The 17,500-nt window shown below is 53.5% G+C and carries 17 protein-coding genes (1 of these 17 cut by a window edge); 3 read left to right on the top strand and 14 right to left on the bottom strand.

The window, feature by feature from the left end; all coding sequences use genetic code 11:
* The 4 genes from JD108_RS00085 to JD108_RS00070 all read right to left on the bottom strand — a co-directional run.
* Positions 1-123, bottom strand: partial view of an HD-GYP domain-containing protein gene (locus tag JD108_RS00085; RefSeq protein WP_198828056.1) — the 5' end (the start) only. 975 nt of this gene lie to the left of the window's left edge; the window shows 123 of its 1,098 coding nt (coding positions 1-123); its start codon is at positions 121-123; its stop codon lies beyond the left edge, outside the window.
* Between the two features lie 143 nt (positions 124-266).
* A complete protein-coding gene (gene gyrA / locus JD108_RS00080) occupies positions 267-2,831 on the bottom strand; it encodes a DNA gyrase subunit A (RefSeq protein ID WP_198828055.1) in 2,565 nt (854 codons plus the stop codon).
* 100 nt (positions 2,832-2,931) lie between these two features.
* Positions 2,932-4,185 carry an MFS transporter gene (locus JD108_RS00075; protein ID WP_198828054.1) on the bottom strand — a complete coding sequence of 418 codons (1,254 nt, stop codon included), beginning with the start codon at positions 4,183-4,185 and terminating at the stop codon, positions 2,932-2,934.
* 108 nt (positions 4,186-4,293) lie between these two features.
* On the bottom strand, positions 4,294-4,587 hold the full coding sequence (locus JD108_RS00070) for a hypothetical protein (RefSeq protein ID WP_198828053.1): 294 nt from the start codon (positions 4,585-4,587) through the stop codon (positions 4,294-4,296).
* Positions 4,588-5,267: 680 nt separating this feature from the next.
* On the opposite strand from JD108_RS00070, the gene JD108_RS00065 reads away from it, so the two are divergent.
* The 3 genes from JD108_RS00065 (at position 5,268) to arsC (ending at position 7,409) form a co-directional block, all read left to right on the top strand.
* The gene (locus JD108_RS00065; RefSeq protein WP_198829928.1) at positions 5,268-5,591 is read left to right on the top strand and encodes an ArsR/SmtB family transcription factor; all 324 of its coding nucleotides are present in this window, start codon (positions 5,268-5,270) and stop codon (positions 5,589-5,591) included.
* Positions 5,592-5,611: 20 nt separating this feature from the next.
* On the top strand, positions 5,612-6,910 hold the full coding sequence (locus JD108_RS00060; protein WP_198828052.1) for an arsenic transporter: 1,299 nt from the start codon (positions 5,612-5,614) through the stop codon (positions 6,908-6,910).
* A gap of 73 nt (positions 6,911-6,983) precedes the next feature.
* The gene (gene arsC, locus JD108_RS00055) at positions 6,984-7,409 is read left to right on the top strand and encodes an arsenate reductase (thioredoxin) (protein ID WP_198828051.1); all 426 of its coding nucleotides are present in this window, start codon (positions 6,984-6,986) and stop codon (positions 7,407-7,409) included.
* Here the strand turns inward: arsC and JD108_RS00050 are convergent.
* The 10 genes from JD108_RS00050 to dnaA all read right to left on the bottom strand — a co-directional run bounded on the left by JD108_RS00050 (position 7,392) and on the right by dnaA (position 17,500).
* The gene (locus tag JD108_RS00050; RefSeq protein WP_198828050.1) at positions 7,392-8,075 is read right to left on the bottom strand and encodes a VOC family protein; all 684 of its coding nucleotides are present in this window, start codon (positions 8,073-8,075) and stop codon (positions 7,392-7,394) included. The two genes, arsC and JD108_RS00050, sit on opposite strands and share 18 nt — an antisense overlap.
* A gap of 21 nt (positions 8,076-8,096) precedes the next feature.
* Positions 8,097-8,633 carry an NADPH-dependent FMN reductase gene (locus JD108_RS00045; protein ID WP_198828049.1) on the bottom strand — a complete coding sequence of 179 codons (537 nt, stop codon included), beginning with the start codon at positions 8,631-8,633 and terminating at the stop codon, positions 8,097-8,099.
* Positions 8,634-8,772: 139 nt separating this feature from the next.
* Positions 8,773-9,468: a response regulator gene (locus JD108_RS00040; RefSeq protein ID WP_198828048.1), complete on the bottom strand. Its 696-nt coding sequence runs from the start codon at positions 9,466-9,468 to the stop codon at positions 8,773-8,775.
* Positions 9,469-9,504: 36 nt separating this feature from the next.
* Complete coding sequence (locus JD108_RS00035) at positions 9,505-11,115, bottom strand: GAF domain-containing sensor histidine kinase (protein ID WP_198828047.1); 1,611 nt, start codon at positions 11,113-11,115, stop codon at positions 9,505-9,507.
* Between the two features lie 80 nt (positions 11,116-11,195).
* Positions 11,196-13,124, bottom strand: coding sequence for a DNA topoisomerase (ATP-hydrolyzing) subunit B (gene gyrB, locus JD108_RS00030; protein ID WP_198828046.1), 1,929 nt, complete (start codon positions 13,122-13,124; stop codon positions 11,196-11,198).
* On the bottom strand, positions 13,099-13,410 hold the full coding sequence (remB, locus tag JD108_RS00025) for an extracellular matrix regulator RemB (RefSeq protein ID WP_198828045.1): 312 nt from the start codon (positions 13,408-13,410) through the stop codon (positions 13,099-13,101). Before remB ends, gyrB begins: the two co-directional genes overlap by 26 nt.
* A gap of 10 nt (positions 13,411-13,420) precedes the next feature.
* Positions 13,421-14,539, bottom strand: coding sequence for a DNA replication/repair protein RecF (gene recF, locus JD108_RS00020; protein ID WP_198828044.1), 1,119 nt, complete (start codon positions 14,537-14,539; stop codon positions 13,421-13,423).
* Positions 14,540-14,555: 16 nt separating this feature from the next.
* Positions 14,556-14,771 (bottom strand): S4 domain-containing protein YaaA, encoded by a 216-nt coding sequence (gene yaaA, locus JD108_RS00015; protein ID WP_198828043.1) that lies wholly within the window; start codon positions 14,769-14,771, stop codon positions 14,556-14,558.
* A 30-nt stretch (positions 14,772-14,801) separates the two neighbouring features.
* Entirely contained in the window at positions 14,802-15,941 is a 1,140-nt protein-coding gene (dnaN, locus tag JD108_RS00010; protein ID WP_198828042.1) for a DNA polymerase III subunit beta, read from the bottom strand.
* A 197-nt stretch (positions 15,942-16,138) separates the two neighbouring features.
* Positions 16,139-17,500, bottom strand: coding sequence for a chromosomal replication initiator protein DnaA (dnaA, locus tag JD108_RS00005; RefSeq protein WP_198828041.1), 1,362 nt, complete (start codon positions 17,498-17,500; stop codon positions 16,139-16,141).

Raw genomic sequence — 17,500 nt, 5'->3', positions numbered from 1 at the left:
AAACTCCAACTCTCTTTCGTACAGAGTCGTCCCTTTGGGAAAGAGCAAGCCTCCCAACATCGTATGAACGTCTTCCGCCAACGTCGCTCCGCCAATCGTTCTTTTTACCTCTATGATGGGCAAGGTTCTTACCCTCCGAATCTTCATTCTTACTGATATAGTACTCTTTTCCCAATTTGTTGACAACTTCAAACCTGCAAACAGGAAAAAAGGCGCGCATGAATAAAGAAGGACCGCCACAACGGGCAGTCCTTCTCATTCGCGCTTTATTCGTTTTCCTCTTCTGGTTCGTTCCCTTCATCTGCCGGAGCGGTGTTTTCATCCGCATCCGCTCCCGGGACCTTTGCTTCCGTATCCGGGTGCTCCGATGACTCGGAATCGTCCGGGCCTTCCTCTTGATGATCATCCTCGTCACTTGGCGGAACCTTGGCTACCGAACCCACTTGTTCATTTTCCGCCAGGCGGATCAGCTTGACCCCTTGCGTGTAGCGGCCCATGACAGAGATGCCTTTCATCTCCGTCCGGATAATAATTCCGGAGGTCGTGATAATCATCAGGTCTTCCTCCGGCTCCACGACCTTCAATCCGACGACGTGTCCGCTGCGCTCCGTCACATTGTGCGTCTTGATGCCTTTGCCCCCGCGGGATTGCAGCCGGTACTCCTCGACAGGCGTACGTTTGCCGTAGCCGTTGGCCGTCACGATGAGGACTTCTGCCCCCGGCTTAATGACATCCATATCGATGACATCATCATCTTCGTCCAGCGAGATCCCTTTTACCCCGGTCGCGCTCCGCCCCATCGTCCGTACATCGCTTTCTTTGAACCGGACAGACATGCCGTTGCGGGTACCCATGATGATCTCCTGGTGGCCATCCGTCAAACGTACCGCGATCAACTCATCGTCCTCGCGCAGATTAACCGCAAACAGTCCGCCTCTTCGAATGTTGGCATAGGCGGCCAGTTCCGTCTTCTTAATAATCCCCTTTTTCGTCGCAAAGAACAGGTATCTGTCTTCACTGAACTCTTTTACCGGGATAACTGCACTGACCCGCTCCCCTTTTTCAATCTGGATCAGGTTAATGATCGGCGTCCCCTTGGCTGTCCGGCTGAGATCCGGGATCTCGTAGCCTTTCAGACGATACACCTTGCCCTTGCTGGTGAAGAACATGATGTGATCATGCGAGTTCGTGATATAGAGATGTTCGACGAAATCGTCATCCTTGGTGCCGATTCCCTGAATGCCGCGGCCGCCCCGCTTCTGGGAGCGATAGGTGGCGACCGGCAGACGCTTGATGTAGCCATCGTGCGTCAGCGTAATCACGACGTCTTCCTCCGGTATGAGGTCGGCATCCTCGATGCTCTCCTCGTCAAAGGTAATCACCGTGCGGCGATCGTCGCCAAATCTTTCTTTGATTTCCTCGAGCTCTTCGCGGATGATCGCGTAAATTTTGCCCTCATCGGCCAAAATTGCGCGCAGCTCCGCGATTTTTACCATAAGCTCTTGGTACTCGTTTTCGATTTTTTCCCGTTCCAGACCGGTCAAGCGCTGCAGGCGCATGTCGAGAATCGCCTGTGCCTGCTCATAACTTAGACCGTACCGGGTCATCAGGCCGTCGCGCGCTTCCTCTGTGGTCTGCGAGGAGCGGATCAAGCTGATGATCTCGTCGATGTGATCAAGCGCAATGCGCAGCCCCTCTAAGATATGAGCGCGTGCTTCCGCCTGTTTCAGATCGTATTCGGTACGTCTGCGAATGATTTCCCGCTGATGTTGGAGATAGTAGTACAACATATCCCGCAAATTCAGGACACGGGGACGATTGTCTACCAGCGCCAGCATATTGACCCCGAACGTGCTTTGCATCTGGGTATGCTTGAACAGATTGTTCAAGACGACTTTGGGAACCACATCGCGGCGCAGCTCGATCACGATCCGCATCCCTTTGCGGTCGGACTCGTCGCGCAGATCGGTGATGCCGTCCAGTTTCTTTTCCCGGACGAGCTCGGCGATCTTCTCGACGAGACGGGCTTTGTTTACCTGGTAAGGCAGTTCGGTGACGATGATGCGCGGCTTTCCTTTTTCTTCTTCGATCAGTGTCTTGGCCCGCATGACAATCGAGCCGCGGCCGGTCTCATAGGCGCGGCGGATTCCGCTGTAGCCCAGAATTTCTCCTGCGGTCGGGAAGTCAGGTCCCTTGATGATCTTCATGATCTCCTGCAGGGTGATATTCGGGTTGTCGATCATCGCGACGACACCATCGATCACTTCCGTCAGGTTATGGGGAGGGATATTGGTCGCCATCCCCACGGCAATCCCGGCAGAACCGTTGACGAGCAGATTGGGAAAGCGGGACGGCAACACGACCGGCTCTTCTTTCCGTCCATCGTAGTTGGGAGCGAAATTGACCGTTTCTTTATCAATATCACGCAAAAGCTCAAGCGCCAGCTTGGACAGGCGAGATTCGGTATAACGCATCGCTGCCGCCGGGTCTCCGTCCACGGAACCGAAGTTTCCTTGACCTTCGACCAGGAGATAGCGCATGTTGAAGTCTTGGGCCATCCGGACCATGGTTTCGTAAATGGCGCTGTCACCGTGCGGGTGGTAGTTCGCCATTACTTCCCCGACGACGTTGGCCGATTTACGGAATGCCTTGTCCGGGGTCAGCCCCATGTCGTGCATGGCATACAAAATACGCCGATGAACCGGCTTCAGTCCGTCTCGGACATCCGGCAGCGCCCGGCTGACAATGACGCTCATCGCATAGCTAAGGAATGATTCTTTCATCTCATGACTAATGTCAACTTTGGGAAACCGAGCTGTTTCTTCAGCCATAAAGAGTTAAACCTCCAACTGGTTATCGCAATACGTTATTATACCATATTTCCGCGACATCCGTCCAAATTCTCCGTTGAAGGCCGCTGCGCGAGCTTTTTCAGGCAGATTGTCTCTCTTCTTGGTTTTCCCGGCTGTCCCCGCCTCGCGCCAAATAGATGAGATAGCTGAGCAGAAAGAGCGCGATAATCAGAGCCGAGTACCGATACATCAGGGAGAAGCCCGTCACTTTGGCTACGGCCCCGAGCAGCATGGCTCCCAAGCCGATTCCCAGATCGAAGGCGGAAAAGAAAGTCCCGTTCGCGGCCCCGCGCCGGTGCGGCGGCACCCGGTTAATGGTCCACGCCTGCAAGGAGGGCTGAACCGCGCCGAATCCCGCGCCGAACAAAGCGGCCGCTGCTGCCAGACCCGCTGCCGTCGAAATGTAGGACAGCACCAGGAGGCCGACTCCCGCCAGCAATGCGCCGGGGATCAGCACCCAGACATGCCCTTTTCGGTCAAACAATTTCCCGGCAAAAGGGCGCACCGCCATCAGGAAGACGGCATTGAACAGAAAGAACAGCCCTACCTGCCCAATCCCTGCCTCTTTGCCAAAAAGCGTGATGAAACTGACGATCCCTCCGTACGTGATGCCGATATACAGGGCCAACAGAGACGGAAAAAGCGCCTTTTGCTCCACCAGATCGCCCATGAGCGAACCGGATTTGGCTGCGGGGGCGGCTGTCGATTGACCCTGCGTCCGGGGCATCCGAGACTCCGCCTGCTTGCTTGCAGGCTGCGCCTGATCCGGCTCTCTGATTCCTACCAATCTGGTCATCAGCAATGCCGCGATCGTCAGGATGGCAGAAATCGCAAACATCCAGCCGTACCCGATGTCGCTCACCAGCCATAATCCGAACATCGGGCCAAGCGCCATCGCCAGATTGCCGAACATCCCGAAATAGCCCATACCCTCTCCCCGCCGTCTGGCCGGAATCAAGTCAGACGCGATGGTTCCGAAGGCGGTCGTCGCAATCCCCCAGCCTATTCCATGAACAAAGCGCACCAGTAAAACCAATGCGACCGTAGCCATCCAGTAGTACCCGGAAACGGACAGGAAAAAGATAAAGAGGCCTCCCAGGAGAACCGGTTTCCTGCCGATGGAATCCAGCGCTTTTCCGGCGAAGGGACGGATCAGGAGCGCAGATACCGTAAAGATGCTGATGACCAGGCCGACCGCGACCTGATCGCCTCCGCGCTGCGTCACAAACAGCGGCAGAGTCGGGATCAACATCTGGAAGGCGACAAATAAAAGAAAGTTGGCTAACGCCAGGATAATAAAATTTTTCGTCCAAAGGGACTCTGTTTCGGTCATGTTTTACTACGCCTCCCTGAGTTTGACCCGCTGATCCATAACGATGTTACTTCCTATACATTATGTTTTTAAATGTTTTTTAATGTCAACCTTTGGACTCTCTGCGCCTCAGCCCTTCTTTATCTTCTTCAATTGTTTTAGGGTTTCCCGATAGAGCTTTTCTATCTCCTCCTTCTCCGCCGGCTCCAGCTTGAGCGAAGACAGGCGGCCGAGCAAATCGGAAAGCCTTGTCTCCAACACCAGCCGCTCCTCCTCCCGCATCGGTTTCGGCTTCTCATTTCGGTCCAGATATTCTTGACAGGTGCCGGAAAAGAGAACCGGCTTCTGCACATCGAGACAAAGCACGGCATCTGCCAGACGGTGAATCAACTTGCGGTCATGGCGCGCTTCGAGTAATAACATCCAGGAATTCCTCCTTTTTTCATCGGGCGATTGTTTCATGCCTTGCGGAAAGCAGGCGCTTTCCCCACTTGGGCAGAAGCCGGACAAGCGAAAAAAAGAGACGCCGAACAATCGACGTCTCTCTCCTAGAAAGCGAAAGCCGTCAGTACGCCCGCCTTTTCCCAAAAAGGAAAAAGCGCCCGTAAAACGGCGCTCCCGTATACATCCAGTATTCCAAACGCTTCCGATCTGCCGAGCTCTCTTTGTCCGTCAGCCCCTCATACCTGTCAGTACAAGCACGGACATCCATCAGCCTTTTTCTTGGAATACTAAAAAAGGCACCGGCATATCGGTACCTTTCCCTCGCGTTTGTATGCCTGAAAGTGATCATGGCAAATGATGATGGTTTTAGAGCACCCGATATGTTTTCGTTACTATGCAATTTGATGGGTTCGTAACGAAAACGAATTTCAATGGATTGCCCTCCGGTTCTGACCACAGTGTTATTTCCAGTATAACTGACAGAAACCCCCAACACAAGGAATTGCTTTACAAAAATCAGCGGCCCCTGCACATGCTGTCGTCCCTTCCTGTGGGTGTGGAGAGGAGATCTTGACGGGAAACAGTCCCGCCCACTATATTATGGAAATAGCCAAATAGTTATAAGGTTATAAAGGAGGGCCGGTGTAATGGAGGAAAACATGGACATCGACCAGATCGCACAGGTTTTGAAGGCGTTGGCTGACCCGACTCGCCTGAAAATGATGGCCTTGCTGCGCTCAAGAAGCTGCTGCGTCTGTGAGCTTGTTCCTTTTTTTGGCATATCCCAACCGGCGATATCCAAACATATGAGCCGCTTGAAGCAGGCCAACCTGGTCCGCGAATCGCGAAGAGGGCAATGGGTTTTCTACGCCGCCCATCATGAGCGGCTGGAACAAATCGCTCACCTGCTGGGGAACCTGCCTGATTGCTCGCATGAATTTGACAAACGAAAAGAGCAGGGATTCTTCGTCACCTGCGAATAGGAAGAGAGTGGAGAGACCTTATGTTTGCCATCTGGAGCGCTATTTTGATCTTCGCCTTGACAGTAACCTTCGTCATCTGGCAGCCCAAAGGCCTCGGCATCGGCTGGTCTGCCGCCGGCGGCGCCATTTTGGCCTTGCTGTTTGGCGTTGTCAGCTTTGCCGATGTCGCGGCGGTCACCGGGATCGTCTGGAATGCTACGCTTGCGTTTGTCGCCATTATTTTCATCTCGCTCTTGCTGGACGAGATCGGTTTTTTTGAATGGTCCGCGCTTCATATGACCCGGCTGGCCAAGGGAAACGGCCGCCTGATGTTCGTCTATGTCATCCTCTTGGGTGCGCTGGTTGCCGCCTTTTTTGCCAATGACGGCGCCGCGCTGATCCTGACGCCCATCGTCCTGGCCCAAGTGCGGGCCCTCCGCTTTCCCGACAAGCTGGTCCTGCCCTTTATCATGGCCAGCGGCTTTATCGCCGACACGACCTCCCTGCCGCTGATCGTCAGCAATCTGGTCAACATCGTGTCTGCCGACTATTTTCAGATCGGATTTCTTCAGTACGCCGCACGCATGGCGCTCCCCAACCTCTTTTCCCTGGGAGCGAGTCTGGCGGTCCTGTACCTGTACTATCGCAAAGACATCCCGGCGGCCTATGACGGGTCCGAGCTGAAGCAGCCGCGCGAAGCGTTGAAAGACGAGCGGTTGTTCCGATTCTCTTGGGTCATTTTGGCACTTCTTTTGATCGGCTACCTGATGAACGAATGGGTCTCGATTCCCGTATCCGTCACCGCTGGCATCGCCGCCATCCTCTTTCTTCTGGCGGCCAGGAGAAGCCCGGCTGTGGAGACCAAGCGCGTCGTCCGGGAAGCGCCTTGGTCCGTCGTCGTCTTTTCGATCGGGATGTACGTCGTGGTCTATGGCCTGCGCAATGTGGGGATGACCGACCTGCTCGGCGAGGCCATCCAAGTGTTTGCCGAGCAGGGACTTTTCGCGGCTACGATGGGGATGGGCTTTCTGTCGGCAATCCTCTCCTCTGTGATGAACAATCTGCCGACGGTGATGATCGACGCCCTGGCGATTCAAGGGACCGAAACAACCGGACTGGTGCGGGAAGCATTGATCTACGCCAATGTCATCGGTGCCGACCTGGGTCCAAAAATAACGCCGATCGGCTCGCTGGCCACCCTCCTGTGGCTGCACGTCCTGTATCGGAAAGGCGTGACCATCACCTGGGGCCAATACTTTCGGACAGGGATTGTGCTGACGGTGCCCACTTTGTTTTTGACCTTGCTGGGGCTTTACCTGTCTCTGCTGCTGATTGGCTAGTGTAAAGCTGAGGCAGTCGCAATCGTCCCCGGCTGTGATCGGACTTCAATTGGATGTGAAGGGAGATATCGCCATGGAGAAAAAACCGTTGATTTACTTTCTGTGCACAGGCAACTCCTGCCGGAGCCAGATAGCCGAAGGATTCATGAGAGCGCTCGGAGGGGACCGCTACGAAGTCAAAAGCGCAGGTCTGCAGGCGCATGGATTGAATCCGCGCGCCGTACAGGTGATGAGGGAGGCTGGCGTAGATATCCAGACCCAGACTTCTGATGTGATCGATGCCGATACGCTCGGCCGCGCCGACTTCGTGATCACCCTTTGCGGCCATGCCGATGAGCATTGCCCTGCGATCACCGGCGAACATGCCATTCGCTGGCATTGGGGATTTGATGATCCGGCACAGGCGACTGGTACGGAAGAAGAGGTCATGGCCCGTTTTCGCACCGTGCGCGATGCCATTAAAGCGAGGATCGTAACATTCTTACGCGAGGGAGAGTGAAGATTCCTCCAAGACTTTGATGTGATAAGACTTCACAAACGTCTGGACATTCCTTTTTCCCTTTATCGTCACTTTCAAGGGATAGGCGTGTGCGGCTCGGTCACTCATGAACCAGGTTCTTCCTATTGCAACTAGAATGAACAAGCCATCCTCTCCACCCAGCGGAGCGAACTGGGAGGTAGGCTCTCGCCAAACCGGAAGCTGGAGGACAGTCTGCATTTTCTCGATCGTATCCATCACATCATCTACCGGCATACCGATTTCACTTACACAAAGAATATCCTGGGAGGTAAATGCCCCTTCCCTCCGATTGGCTAGATTATGCCTGGAGATAAATTCCACAATATTCCCCGCAGGATCGAGGAAATAAATAGAGTGAGCATTCCAGTGAGGAAAGAAGACAAGGGTATCTCCTTCTTCCTCCAACAGCTTTACCCGTCCATCCAGCCACTCTATGGCTTCCTCGATCTTGTTCTCCGGGATGTTAAAGGCGAAATGATAAAAGGGGTTCCCTTCCCCGCGGACAAAACACAGCTTCGTGGCTCCTGCTTGTACTGCAAATGAATTCTCCTCTTCTTCCAGCAAAGCCAATCCCAGCGTACCGTGATAAAAGTCTTTCACTTCAGCCAGTTGGGCTGTTTCTAAACACACTTCTATCATTTCCATGTTGACTCTCCCCTTCCGCGTTTACGCCGTTTGATGAGCGAGGAGGGCGCGTTGCAATTCTTCGGTCATTTGCCGGATCCTCTCCTGCATCGCCGGATCACTCAGTCCCATTTTTCCGTCAAAATGGTCAGGGTCTACGACAATTTGATCGGGCAAGGTATTCGCATACAAACCTCGCAATACCGTCCGCAAGTTATTCAACGCATTTATCCCGCCCTTCCCGCCGCCGCTAGCCGCTCCGATGATGGCCGGCTTCCCGCGGAAGTAAGCCCCTCCAAGAAAATCCAGTGCATTCTTCAGTGAACCGCTCATCCCATTGTGATATTCCGGAGTGCAAATCACAAAGCCGTCAGCCTTTTGGGCGAGAGACATCAGCTTTTGTACACCCGGCTGTTCCAACTGTTCCTTACTGCCTGTAAAGAGCGGAAGCAGATTCACCCCTACATCAAAAATACGGATAGAGATCCCTTTTTCCCGCAGTTCCCTCTCAAATACTTCCGTTAAACCACGTGTCCTGGATCCGGCTCTGGCGCCACCGTTTATCAGCAAAATGTTCATGTCCCTGTCTCCAATCTGTTCTTCGTTACCCTTATTGTAGACGGGAGAGTCATTCCTTTCTTCGGCTGACAGATGTAAATTTTATACGCAAATAGCCTGTCTTCATCACCATGCTTGTCTTACGACTTTGGTCTTAGTCTCAGCTGTCATTCAGACCGTGCTTGACGGCATAGAGGGCAGCTTGTGTCCGATCTGCCACATCCAGCTTTCTTAGAATGCTGCTGACATGCGTCTTGACGGTTTTCTCAGCGATGGACAAGACCTGAGAGATTTCTTTGTTGTTCATCCCCTGCGCGATTAGCGCGAGCACCTCCCGCTCCCGCTTGGTGATCGACTCGGGCCCATGATACGTGCCAGATCCCAGCGGGCTTGGGGCAAAGCTCTGTTTGCCCTCAGCGTAGGGATGGCGTAAGGCAGGGGGAAGGCTGGACATCAGTTTGAGCGTCACCTCGGGGTGCAGCTGGATGTTTCCGCTGTGGGCCCCTCGAATCGCCTCGACGATCTGGTCCGGTTTCATATCTTTGAGCAAATAGCCGGCCGCTCCCGCTCGAAGGGCAGTAAGGGCGTAATCCTGTTCGGAATAGCTGGTCAAAACTAGCACCTTCACATCGGGAAAATGTTCTTTGAGGTAAGCTGTTGCTTCAATCCCATTCATGACGGGCATGACGAGGTCCATCAGCACCACATCGGGACGGAGCTGCTCCACCTGACGGATTGCCTCCCGTCCATCCTGCGCTTCACCGACGATCTCGAAATCTTTCTGGGTGCATAGAAAAAATTGCAGTCCTCTTCGTACCACCGTATGGTCGTCAACCAGAAGGAGCTTGATTGTCATCCGGTATTCCTCTCTTCCGCGCATACTTTTTATCGATCACAAGTGAAATAAGACGGAGATGTTCGTTCCCTTTCCCGGTTGGCTGTCGATTTTGAAAAGCCCCCCTGCGCTTTCTGCCCGTTCGCGCATGCTCAGCATCCCCAGCGAATCCGGTTTTGCCTCTCCCCATGAAAAACCTGCACCCTCATCGCAAATCTCCAGCAAAGCCTGCCGCTCCGTCACTTTTAGACAGATTCGTGCATTCTTGACGCCTGCATGCTTACTGACGTTGTTTAAGGCTTCTTGGCCGATCCGGAACAGCGTTTCTTCCATGTAGCGCGGCAGCTGGCTAACGCCTTCCAGTTTCTCCTGAACCGCCAGGCCCAACTTCTCGCCATACTGCTGCAATGCCGTCAACAACCCCTGCTCCAAACCTTCGGGACGAAGCTGCCAGATCAGGGAGCGCATCTCTTTTAGCGAATCTTCCGTCAGCTTTTGCATCTCCCGCAAGGACTGGACGGCCATCGGGTCGGTCTTATCTAGCAACGCTTCCATGCCGCGGGCCATCAAGGTGAGAGAAAACAGATTTTGACAGACAGAGTCGTGCAAGTCACGTGCCAGCCGGTTCCGCTCTTCCAGTTTGGTCAGTTCCCGCCGCTGCTGGTACAGACGGGCATTTTCCATCGTGATAGAGACGTGATCCGCCAATGACTGCAAGATCTCCTGATCCTTTTCATCGAAATCGGCGGCCCGGGCACTCGTTAAAAACAATGCGCCGGTCACTTCCATACGCGATCGGATAGGCACGGCAATCGCCTGACGAAACCTGGGTATTCCTTGGTCGTGAAGGGTCCCGCACTCTCCTGCAGATGCCTTCACCATTTGCCCTGTCCGAATCGCTTCTCCGATCGGTTCGATGGCTGTCGGCGAAAATGTACGCCACTTGGTCGCGACCTGTTCATCCCGGTATACTGCGCGCAATGAGAGCTGATCTTGTTCCGGAATAAAAAAGGACACCGATGTCCATGGAAAACGGCGACCAATTGCCTCGACCACCTCGGCAGGGACCTTGTGCAAATCGGTGACAATTCCTAACTCTCTGCCAATCTCGCCCAGCTTTACATAGCGTTCTGCCCTGTTTTGCTCCGCATGATACAGGCTCGTCCGCTTTAAAGCCGTTCCGATCTGATAACCGACAGACTCCAGCAAGGCCAGTTCCTCTTCAGAAAAATGAGTTTTCCCCGGCGTCGCCACATTCAAGAGCCCGAACCACTCCTCCCCCGCCTTCAAGGGTACCGTCGCATGATGGTAGATGCCTTCGGTGTCGCCCCATTTGTATTCCATCGCATCCTCAATCCGCTTGCAGTTGATAATGTTGACAGCATGATGAAGCCTTCGGTCCCAAAATTTGTTCACACACCAGCAGCTTCCTTCACACATCGGTGTTTTCTCTCCCCAGGACAAGGCAGGAGGCAGCTGTGCGTCGGCCACGCATTGATAGGTTTGCTCCGCTTCATCCATCAGAAAGATCCACCCGGTTCTCAGCCCGGTAACCTCCAATAGTTTGGGCAAAACGGTATGCAGCATATCGTACATATCATTGGACACATTAAGCGTTCCGGCAATTTCTTTTAAAGCGACTAGTTCTTCAGCGTGCGTGCGAGACATCGCCTTTCCTCCCATCGATCAAAACGCTTGGCTTATGGAAAAAGCTTGCCCTGCAGAGGACAAGCTTTCCCGGTTTGCTATTAAATATCCAAATCCCGCACATGCTCGGAATGCTGCTCGATAAACTCGCGGCGCGGCTCCACTTCGTCGCCCATCAAGGTTTCGAAGACCATATCCGCTTCCATCGCATCCTCCAGGCTGACCTGCAAGAGTGTGCGCTGCTCGGGATCCATCGTCGTCTCCCAGAGCTGATCGGGGTTCATCTCCCCCAGACCTTTGTAGCGCTGAATGCCCGGCTTCGGCGTCGGCTTCAGCGTCGCGAGAATCTCGTCTCTTTGTCGATCCGTATAGGCGTAATGAAGCGATTTGCCCTGCTTGATCACGTACAGCGGCGGCTGCGCGATGTAGACATAGCCTGCCTCAATCAGCGGACGCATGTAGCGGTACAAGAACGTCAAGAGCAGCGTGCGGATGTGGGAACCGTCCACGTCCGCGTCCGTCATGATGACGATTTTGTGATAGCGCGCTTTGCTGATGTCGAAATCCTCGCCAATTCCGGTGCCGAGCGCTGTGATGATCGCCCGGATCTCCGCGTTGGCCAAGGTTTTGTCCAAGCGGGCCTTCTCGACGTTCAAGACTTTTCCCCGCAGCGGCAGGATCGCCTGAAAATGACGGTCCCGTCCCGATTTTGCAGAACCGCCGGCAGAGTCCCCCTCTACGATGAACAGCTCTGATTCAGAGGCGTCCTTGGACGAACAGTCTGCCAGTTTTCCCGGTAGCGCACTCACTTCCAGCGCATTTTTGCGGCGTGTCAGTTCACGGGCTTTGCGGGCTGCTTCCCGCGCGCGGGCGGCCATCAAAGCCTTTTCGACGATTTTTTTGGCGACCCCTGGATTTTCCTCCATAAAGGTCGTAAAACGCTCGCCGAATACGGACTCCGTGATGCTGCGCGCTTCCGAATTGCCCAGCTTGGTCTTGGTCTGTCCTTCGAACTGCGGCTCCGGAATTTTCACCGAGATAATGGCGGTCATGCCTTCCCGCACATCGTCCCCGGACAGGTTGGCGTCTTTTTCTTTCAGAAAATTGAACTTGCGGCTGTAGTCGTTGATGACGCGCGTCAACGCCGTCTTGAAGCCGGACTCATGCGTGCCGCCTTCGTGGGTGTTGATATTGTTGGCAAAGGAGTAGATGTTGCTGACGTAGCTGTCGTTGTACTGAATCGCGACCTCCACATGCAAGCCTTCTTTTTCCCCTTCGCAGTAGATGACTTCCTCGTGCAGCGCTTCCCTGTTTTTGTTCAGGTACTCCACGAACTGAATAATCCCGCCTTCGTAGTGGAAGGTTTCTTCCTTCTCCCGCTCCGGCCGCTCATCCTTCAACGTAATTTTCAGACCTTTGTTGAGGAAAGCCAGTTCGCGAATCCGCTTTTGCAGAATCTCATACTCGTATTCTGTCGTCTCGGTAAAGATCGTCGGGTCCGGCTTGAACGTCACCTTGGTCCCGGTCTCTTCCGTCTCGCCGATTACGGCCAGATCCGCTTCCGGCACCCCTACGTTAAAACGCATGAAATAGATTTTGCCGTTCTGTTTGACTTCTACTTCCATCCACTCGGAGAGGGCGTTTACGACCGAGCTGCCCACACCGTGGAGACCGCCGGACACCTTGTACCCGCCGCCGCCGAATTTTCCGCCGGCGTGAAGCACAGTCAAGACGGTCTCCACCGTCGATTTTCCGGTTTTCTCGTGTATTCCCGTGGGAATGCCGCGCCCGTTGTCCGTTACCGAGATGGAGTTGTCCGGATGAATGACCACGTGAATGGTATCGCAATAACCGGCCAGCGCCTCATCGATAGAGTTGTCCACAATCTCCCAAACCAGATGGTGCAATCCGCGGCTGCTGGTAGAGCCGATATACATCCCCGGGCGCTTGCGGACGGCTTCGAGGCCTTCCAACACCTGAATCTGACTCGCATCATAGTTTGTATTATCTTTCGTCGTCACTTGATCCACTACTAGTCAACTCCTCCACTTCAGCTTGTACAAAGGAAACCTGATCCAAGCTGTCCACGAACTGAGCGCGTCGCTTCAGCGTCAGGGAAGAAATAGGCGAACAAAAAATGGCATCCTTGGTGATGACGTATGATTTCGTCTCCTCCTGGTCATGATCCACGACCATCTTGCGCTTTTCATGCAAAAACGCCTTGTTGATCTTCGACGATTTCATCGTTTGATGGTCCAAAATGGAAATGACATCCTTCGTGCTGACCACAGTATCTCCACCAATGTGTATAAACATGCCTTTTCCCCTACCTTTCCCCGGAGATTTCCCCTTCCCGTACGTAATAACGAGAGGCTTGCTGGAGAACCTGATGTTTTAAGCCTTCCACACCCGTGGTGCTTACAAACGTCTGAACCCGATCCTGTATGGTTTCCAACAGCAAGGTTTGCCGATGTTCATCCAATTCAGAGAGCACGTCATCCAACAGGAGGACCGGATACTCTCCCACTTCTTCTTTGATCAATTCGATTTCTGCCAGTTTGATTGACAGCGCGCTGGTCCGCTGCTGTCCCTGGGAGCCGTAGGTCTGTACATCCATATCGTTTACGCGCAGGGAAAAATCGTCCCGATGCGGGCCGATGAGCGTGCTTCCCCGGGCCACTTCGCGGTCAAAGATATCCTCGTAGGCAGCCAGAAGCGCATCCACCGCTTGCTCTGGCGTCTGCTCCTCCGTCACCGGCGAAGAATTTTCATAGTGAAGCGAGAGCACTTCCCTGTGATCCGTGATGCCGCTGTGAATCTCTTTTGCCCAGACTTCCAGTTTGCGCAGAAACTCAAAACGCTTCCGTAACAATTTTACCGCTAATTCCGCCAATTGGGTATTCCAAATCCCCAGCATCTCCCGCGACTGGCTTTTTTTCATCGCCAGGTCTTTGAGGAGCGTATTGCGCTGGGCCAACACCTTGTTGTAATTGCTCAAATAGTACAGATACGTCGGCGACACCTGACCGATCTCCATGTCGATGAATCGGCGTCTTTGGGCAGGCGCTCCCTTGACGATCGCCAGATCCTCAGGAGCAAACATGACCACGTTCAGGGCTCCGACGTATGCGCTCAGCTTTTGCTGCTCCATCCCATTAATTTTGGCCCTCTTTCCCTTTCCCGTCAACTGCAGTTCCAAGCGAACCGATCCGTAGCGACGTTCAACATCGCTACGGATCGTGGCAAAGTCTGCTCCCCACCCGATCAATTCCTTGTCTCTCGGCGTGCGATGAGACTTGGCCAGCGCGAGGACATAAATTGATTCCAGCACATTGGTTTTGCCTTGGGCATTGTTGCCGATAAAGAGTTGGATGGGACTGTCAAACGAGAGAGAAAGGCTGTTGTAATTGCGATAATGGGCAAGCGACAGGTTCTTGATAAACAAGAAGTACGCCCTCCTCTCAGCGGCGGGTCACTTTGTAGCTGCCGTGTCCTTCCACGGTGATTTCATCACCGGGATAGAGCTTGCGGCCGCGACGATTGTCGACCTCGCCGTTTACCCGGATCGGGACCTCGGCGAGAAACGCTTTGGCCATTCCCCCGGTATCAATGAGATCGGCCAGCTTGAGAAACTGGCCTAGGGCGATGTATTCCGTCTGAATGGAAACCTCACGCATAGATGGGCTCCTTTCTGTATGGTGCGTCTCTTAGTAAGTGCGAACCGGCAGAATCAGGTGCAACGTCCACTCGTGATCGGTCGGACGCAGGACAAACGGACTCATCGGTCCGGTAAAGCATGCTTTGATCTCGCTGCTGTCAATGGAGCGGAGCGCATCGATCATGTACTTGGCGTTAAACGAGATCTTCAGCTCTTCGCCTTGCATCGCTTTCGGCATGACGATCTCCGTCACCTTTCCAATCTCCGGAGCGTTGGAGGTAATCTCGACGCTGCCGTCCGGAAGCGTCACCAGACGTACCACGTTCGATTTTCCTTCCCGGCTCAGCAGGGAGGCGCGTTCAATAGACTGCAGGAATTCCTTGGTGCTGACGGTGATTTCCGTTTTGCTGCTCTGCGGGATGATGCGAGCCGTATCCGGATACGTGCCCTCCAGCAAGCGAGAGTAGAACAAGATATGCTTCGATTTTACCAGGATCTGGTTGTCCGAAACAACGATGTCCACCGGATTTTGATCCTCATCCAATATCTTTACCAATTCATTGCAGCTTTTTCCCGGTACGACCACGTTTGTAAAAGAAAGCTCGTCCGCACATTCGACAGCGGCGGTCCGGCTGGCCAGACGGTGGCTGTCCGTGGAGACGAATTTCAGCTGTCCGCCGTCGAGGGACCACATCAAACCGGTCAGGATGGGCCGCATTTCCGACGTAGACACGGCAAAGACAGTCTGGCGAATCATTGATTTCAGCAAATCGCTGGGCACGCTGAAGATTTTATCTTCTTCCAGTTGCGGCAATTGGGGAAACTCCGCGGCATCCATCCCGTTAATCGTGAATTCTGCCTGGCCGGAACGAATCTGGGTCACCAGTCTGTCATCCACCTGAATGTGGATTTCGCTATTTGGCAGCTTGCGCACGATTTCGCTGAAAATTCGCGAGGTGAGAACGATGCTGCCCGGCTGGTGAACAGTAACTCCCCATTCTCCCGCTTCCTCTTTGGGAATCAATACTTCGATGGATACATCGGAGTCGCTGGCGGTAAGCGTCAGTCCCTCCTCATCAGCCTTCATCTTGATCCCGGTCAAAATCGGAATGGTCGTTCTGCTGGAAACAGCTTTGCTGACATGTGACACGGCATTGGATAGTTTGTCGCGTTGAACGGTAATGTGCATCAACGTGAACCTCCCTTGTTCGATCCATAAGCGACTCGGAATATTTCATCGCGCTTATACATAATCTATTAGGATAAATCTTTTAACAGAAATAGTAATAGGGCCTGTGGGTTTGTGGATATCTCCCTGTAGACCGTAAAAGATAGCCTATACACATGTGGGTAAGTTGTGTATAGGCTTTTCTTGTTATTCACAGGTTAATGGTTTGCTTTTAGTTTTTCAATCAAAGTTTGGATCGTGACCTGCATTTGCGGATCCGTGGCCAGCGCTCGGGAGATTTTCTCGTGAGCGTGAATGACCGTGGTATGGTCTCGTCCGCCGAATTCGTCCCCGATCTTGGGAAGAGAGGCATCCGTCAGCTCGCGGGACAAATACATCGCGATCTGCCTGGGGAATGCCACAGACTTGGTGCGTTTTTTGGCTTTGAAGTCCTCCAGCTTGAGGTTGAACTCTTCGCCGACGGCCCGCTGGATGTCGATGATCGTGATCACGCGCGGACGGGAAGACGGAATGATGTCTTTCAAAGCTTCCGCAGCCAGCTGGGTGTCAATGTCGCGGTTAATCAGGGAGGAGTAGGCAACGACGCGGATCAGGGCGCCTTCCAGCTCGCGGATGTTGCTGTCGATCTGATTGGCGATGTACACCATCACTTCGTTAGGGATATCCAGATTTTCCGCTTTCGCCTTTTTCCGCAGGATGGCAATCCTCGTCTCCAGATCCGGCGGCTGAATATCCGTGATCAATCCCCACTCAAAGCGGGAGCGGAGCCGGTCCTCCAGAGTAGGAATCTCCTTCGGAGGGCGATCCGAGGAAATCACGATTTGTTTGCTCTCTTCATGAAGCGCATTGAAAGTATGGAAAAATTCTTCCTGCGTGCTCTCTTTGCCGGCCAAAAATTGAATGTCGTCGATCAAAAGCACGTCTACACTGCGGTATTTATTGCGAAACTCTACCGTCTTATTGTCACGGATCGAATTGATAAATTCGTTGGTAAACTTCTCAGACGACAAATAAACGACTTTCGCCTGAGGATTGTGCTGGATGACATAATGGCCGATAGCATGCATCAAGTGGGTCTTGCCCAGCCCGACTCCTCCATAAATGAACAACGGATTATAGGCTTTTGCGGGTGCTTCCGCCACGGCGAGCGATGCCGCATGGGCGAAGCGGTTCCCCGAGCCGATCACGAAGGTATCAAAGGTGTATTTCGGGTTAAGTATGCTGGGAGGTTGGTCGTCACTGTTTGCGGGAGGGGCAGTCACCTTTACGCGGGGTGCCGCTTGATCATCGCTTAAGACGGCATCCGGATTTTGCATGGCCACGAATTTTACTTTCATATTGACGCCGGTTACCTCATAGAGTGTATCAGTGATCAATTGAGAGTAGCGGGTTTCCAGCCAATCACGAGCGAAGTCGTTCGGTGCGACGACGATCAGCGCGTCCTCTTCCAGTGTGGTCGCTTTGGTCGCCTTTAGCCAGGTATCAAAGCTTGGTTTACTGAGCGATTTTTCTATCTTGGCAAGCACTTTGCGCCAAAGCTCGCTAATCGCTGCATCCAA

The sequence above is a fragment of the Brevibacillus composti genome (genome assembly GCF_016406105.1).
In the GTDB taxonomy this organism is placed as follows: Bacteria; Bacillota; Bacilli; order Brevibacillales; family Brevibacillaceae; genus Brevibacillus; species Brevibacillus composti.
Note: the sequence above shows the minus strand (reverse complement) of the source record. Positions and strands in the feature narration are given on the sequence as shown.

Coding starts and splice junctions, on each gene's coding strand:
- JD108_RS00075 (WP_198828054.1), bottom strand. CDS start 4,185: ATGACCGAAACAGAGTCCCTTTGGACGAAAAATTTTATTATCCTGGCG.
- dnaN (WP_198828042.1), bottom strand. CDS start 15,941: ATGCACATTACCGTTCAACGCGACAAACTATCCAATGCCGTGTCACAT.
- yaaA (WP_198828043.1), bottom strand. CDS start 14,771: ATGCGTGAGGTTTCCATTCAGACGGAATACATCGCCCTAGGCCAGTTT.
- JD108_RS00045 (WP_198828049.1), bottom strand. CDS start 8,633: ATGAACATTTTGCTGATAAACGGTGGCGCCAGAGCCGGATCCAGGACA.
- JD108_RS00070 (WP_198828053.1), bottom strand. CDS start 4,587: ATGTTATTACTCGAAGCGCGCCATGACCGCAAGTTGATTCACCGTCTG.
- JD108_RS00050 (WP_198828050.1), bottom strand. CDS start 8,075: ATGGAAATGATAGAAGTGTGTTTAGAAACAGCCCAACTGGCTGAAGTG.
- JD108_RS00035 (WP_198828047.1), bottom strand. CDS start 11,115: ATGTCTCGCACGCACGCTGAAGAACTAGTCGCTTTAAAAGAAATTGCC.
- gyrA (WP_198828055.1), bottom strand. CDS start 2,831: ATGGCTGAAGAAACAGCTCGGTTTCCCAAAGTTGACATTAGTCATGAG.
- JD108_RS00040 (WP_198828048.1), bottom strand. CDS start 9,468: ATGACAATCAAGCTCCTTCTGGTTGACGACCATACGGTGGTACGAAGA.
- JD108_RS00060 (WP_198828052.1), top strand. CDS start 5,612: ATGTTTGCCATCTGGAGCGCTATTTTGATCTTCGCCTTGACAGTAACC.
- arsC (WP_198828051.1), top strand. CDS start 6,984: ATGGAGAAAAAACCGTTGATTTACTTTCTGTGCACAGGCAACTCCTGC.
- remB (WP_198828045.1), bottom strand. CDS start 13,410: ATGTTTATACACATTGGTGGAGATACTGTGGTCAGCACGAAGGATGTC.
- JD108_RS00065 (WP_198829928.1), top strand. CDS start 5,268: ATGGACATCGACCAGATCGCACAGGTTTTGAAGGCGTTGGCTGACCCG.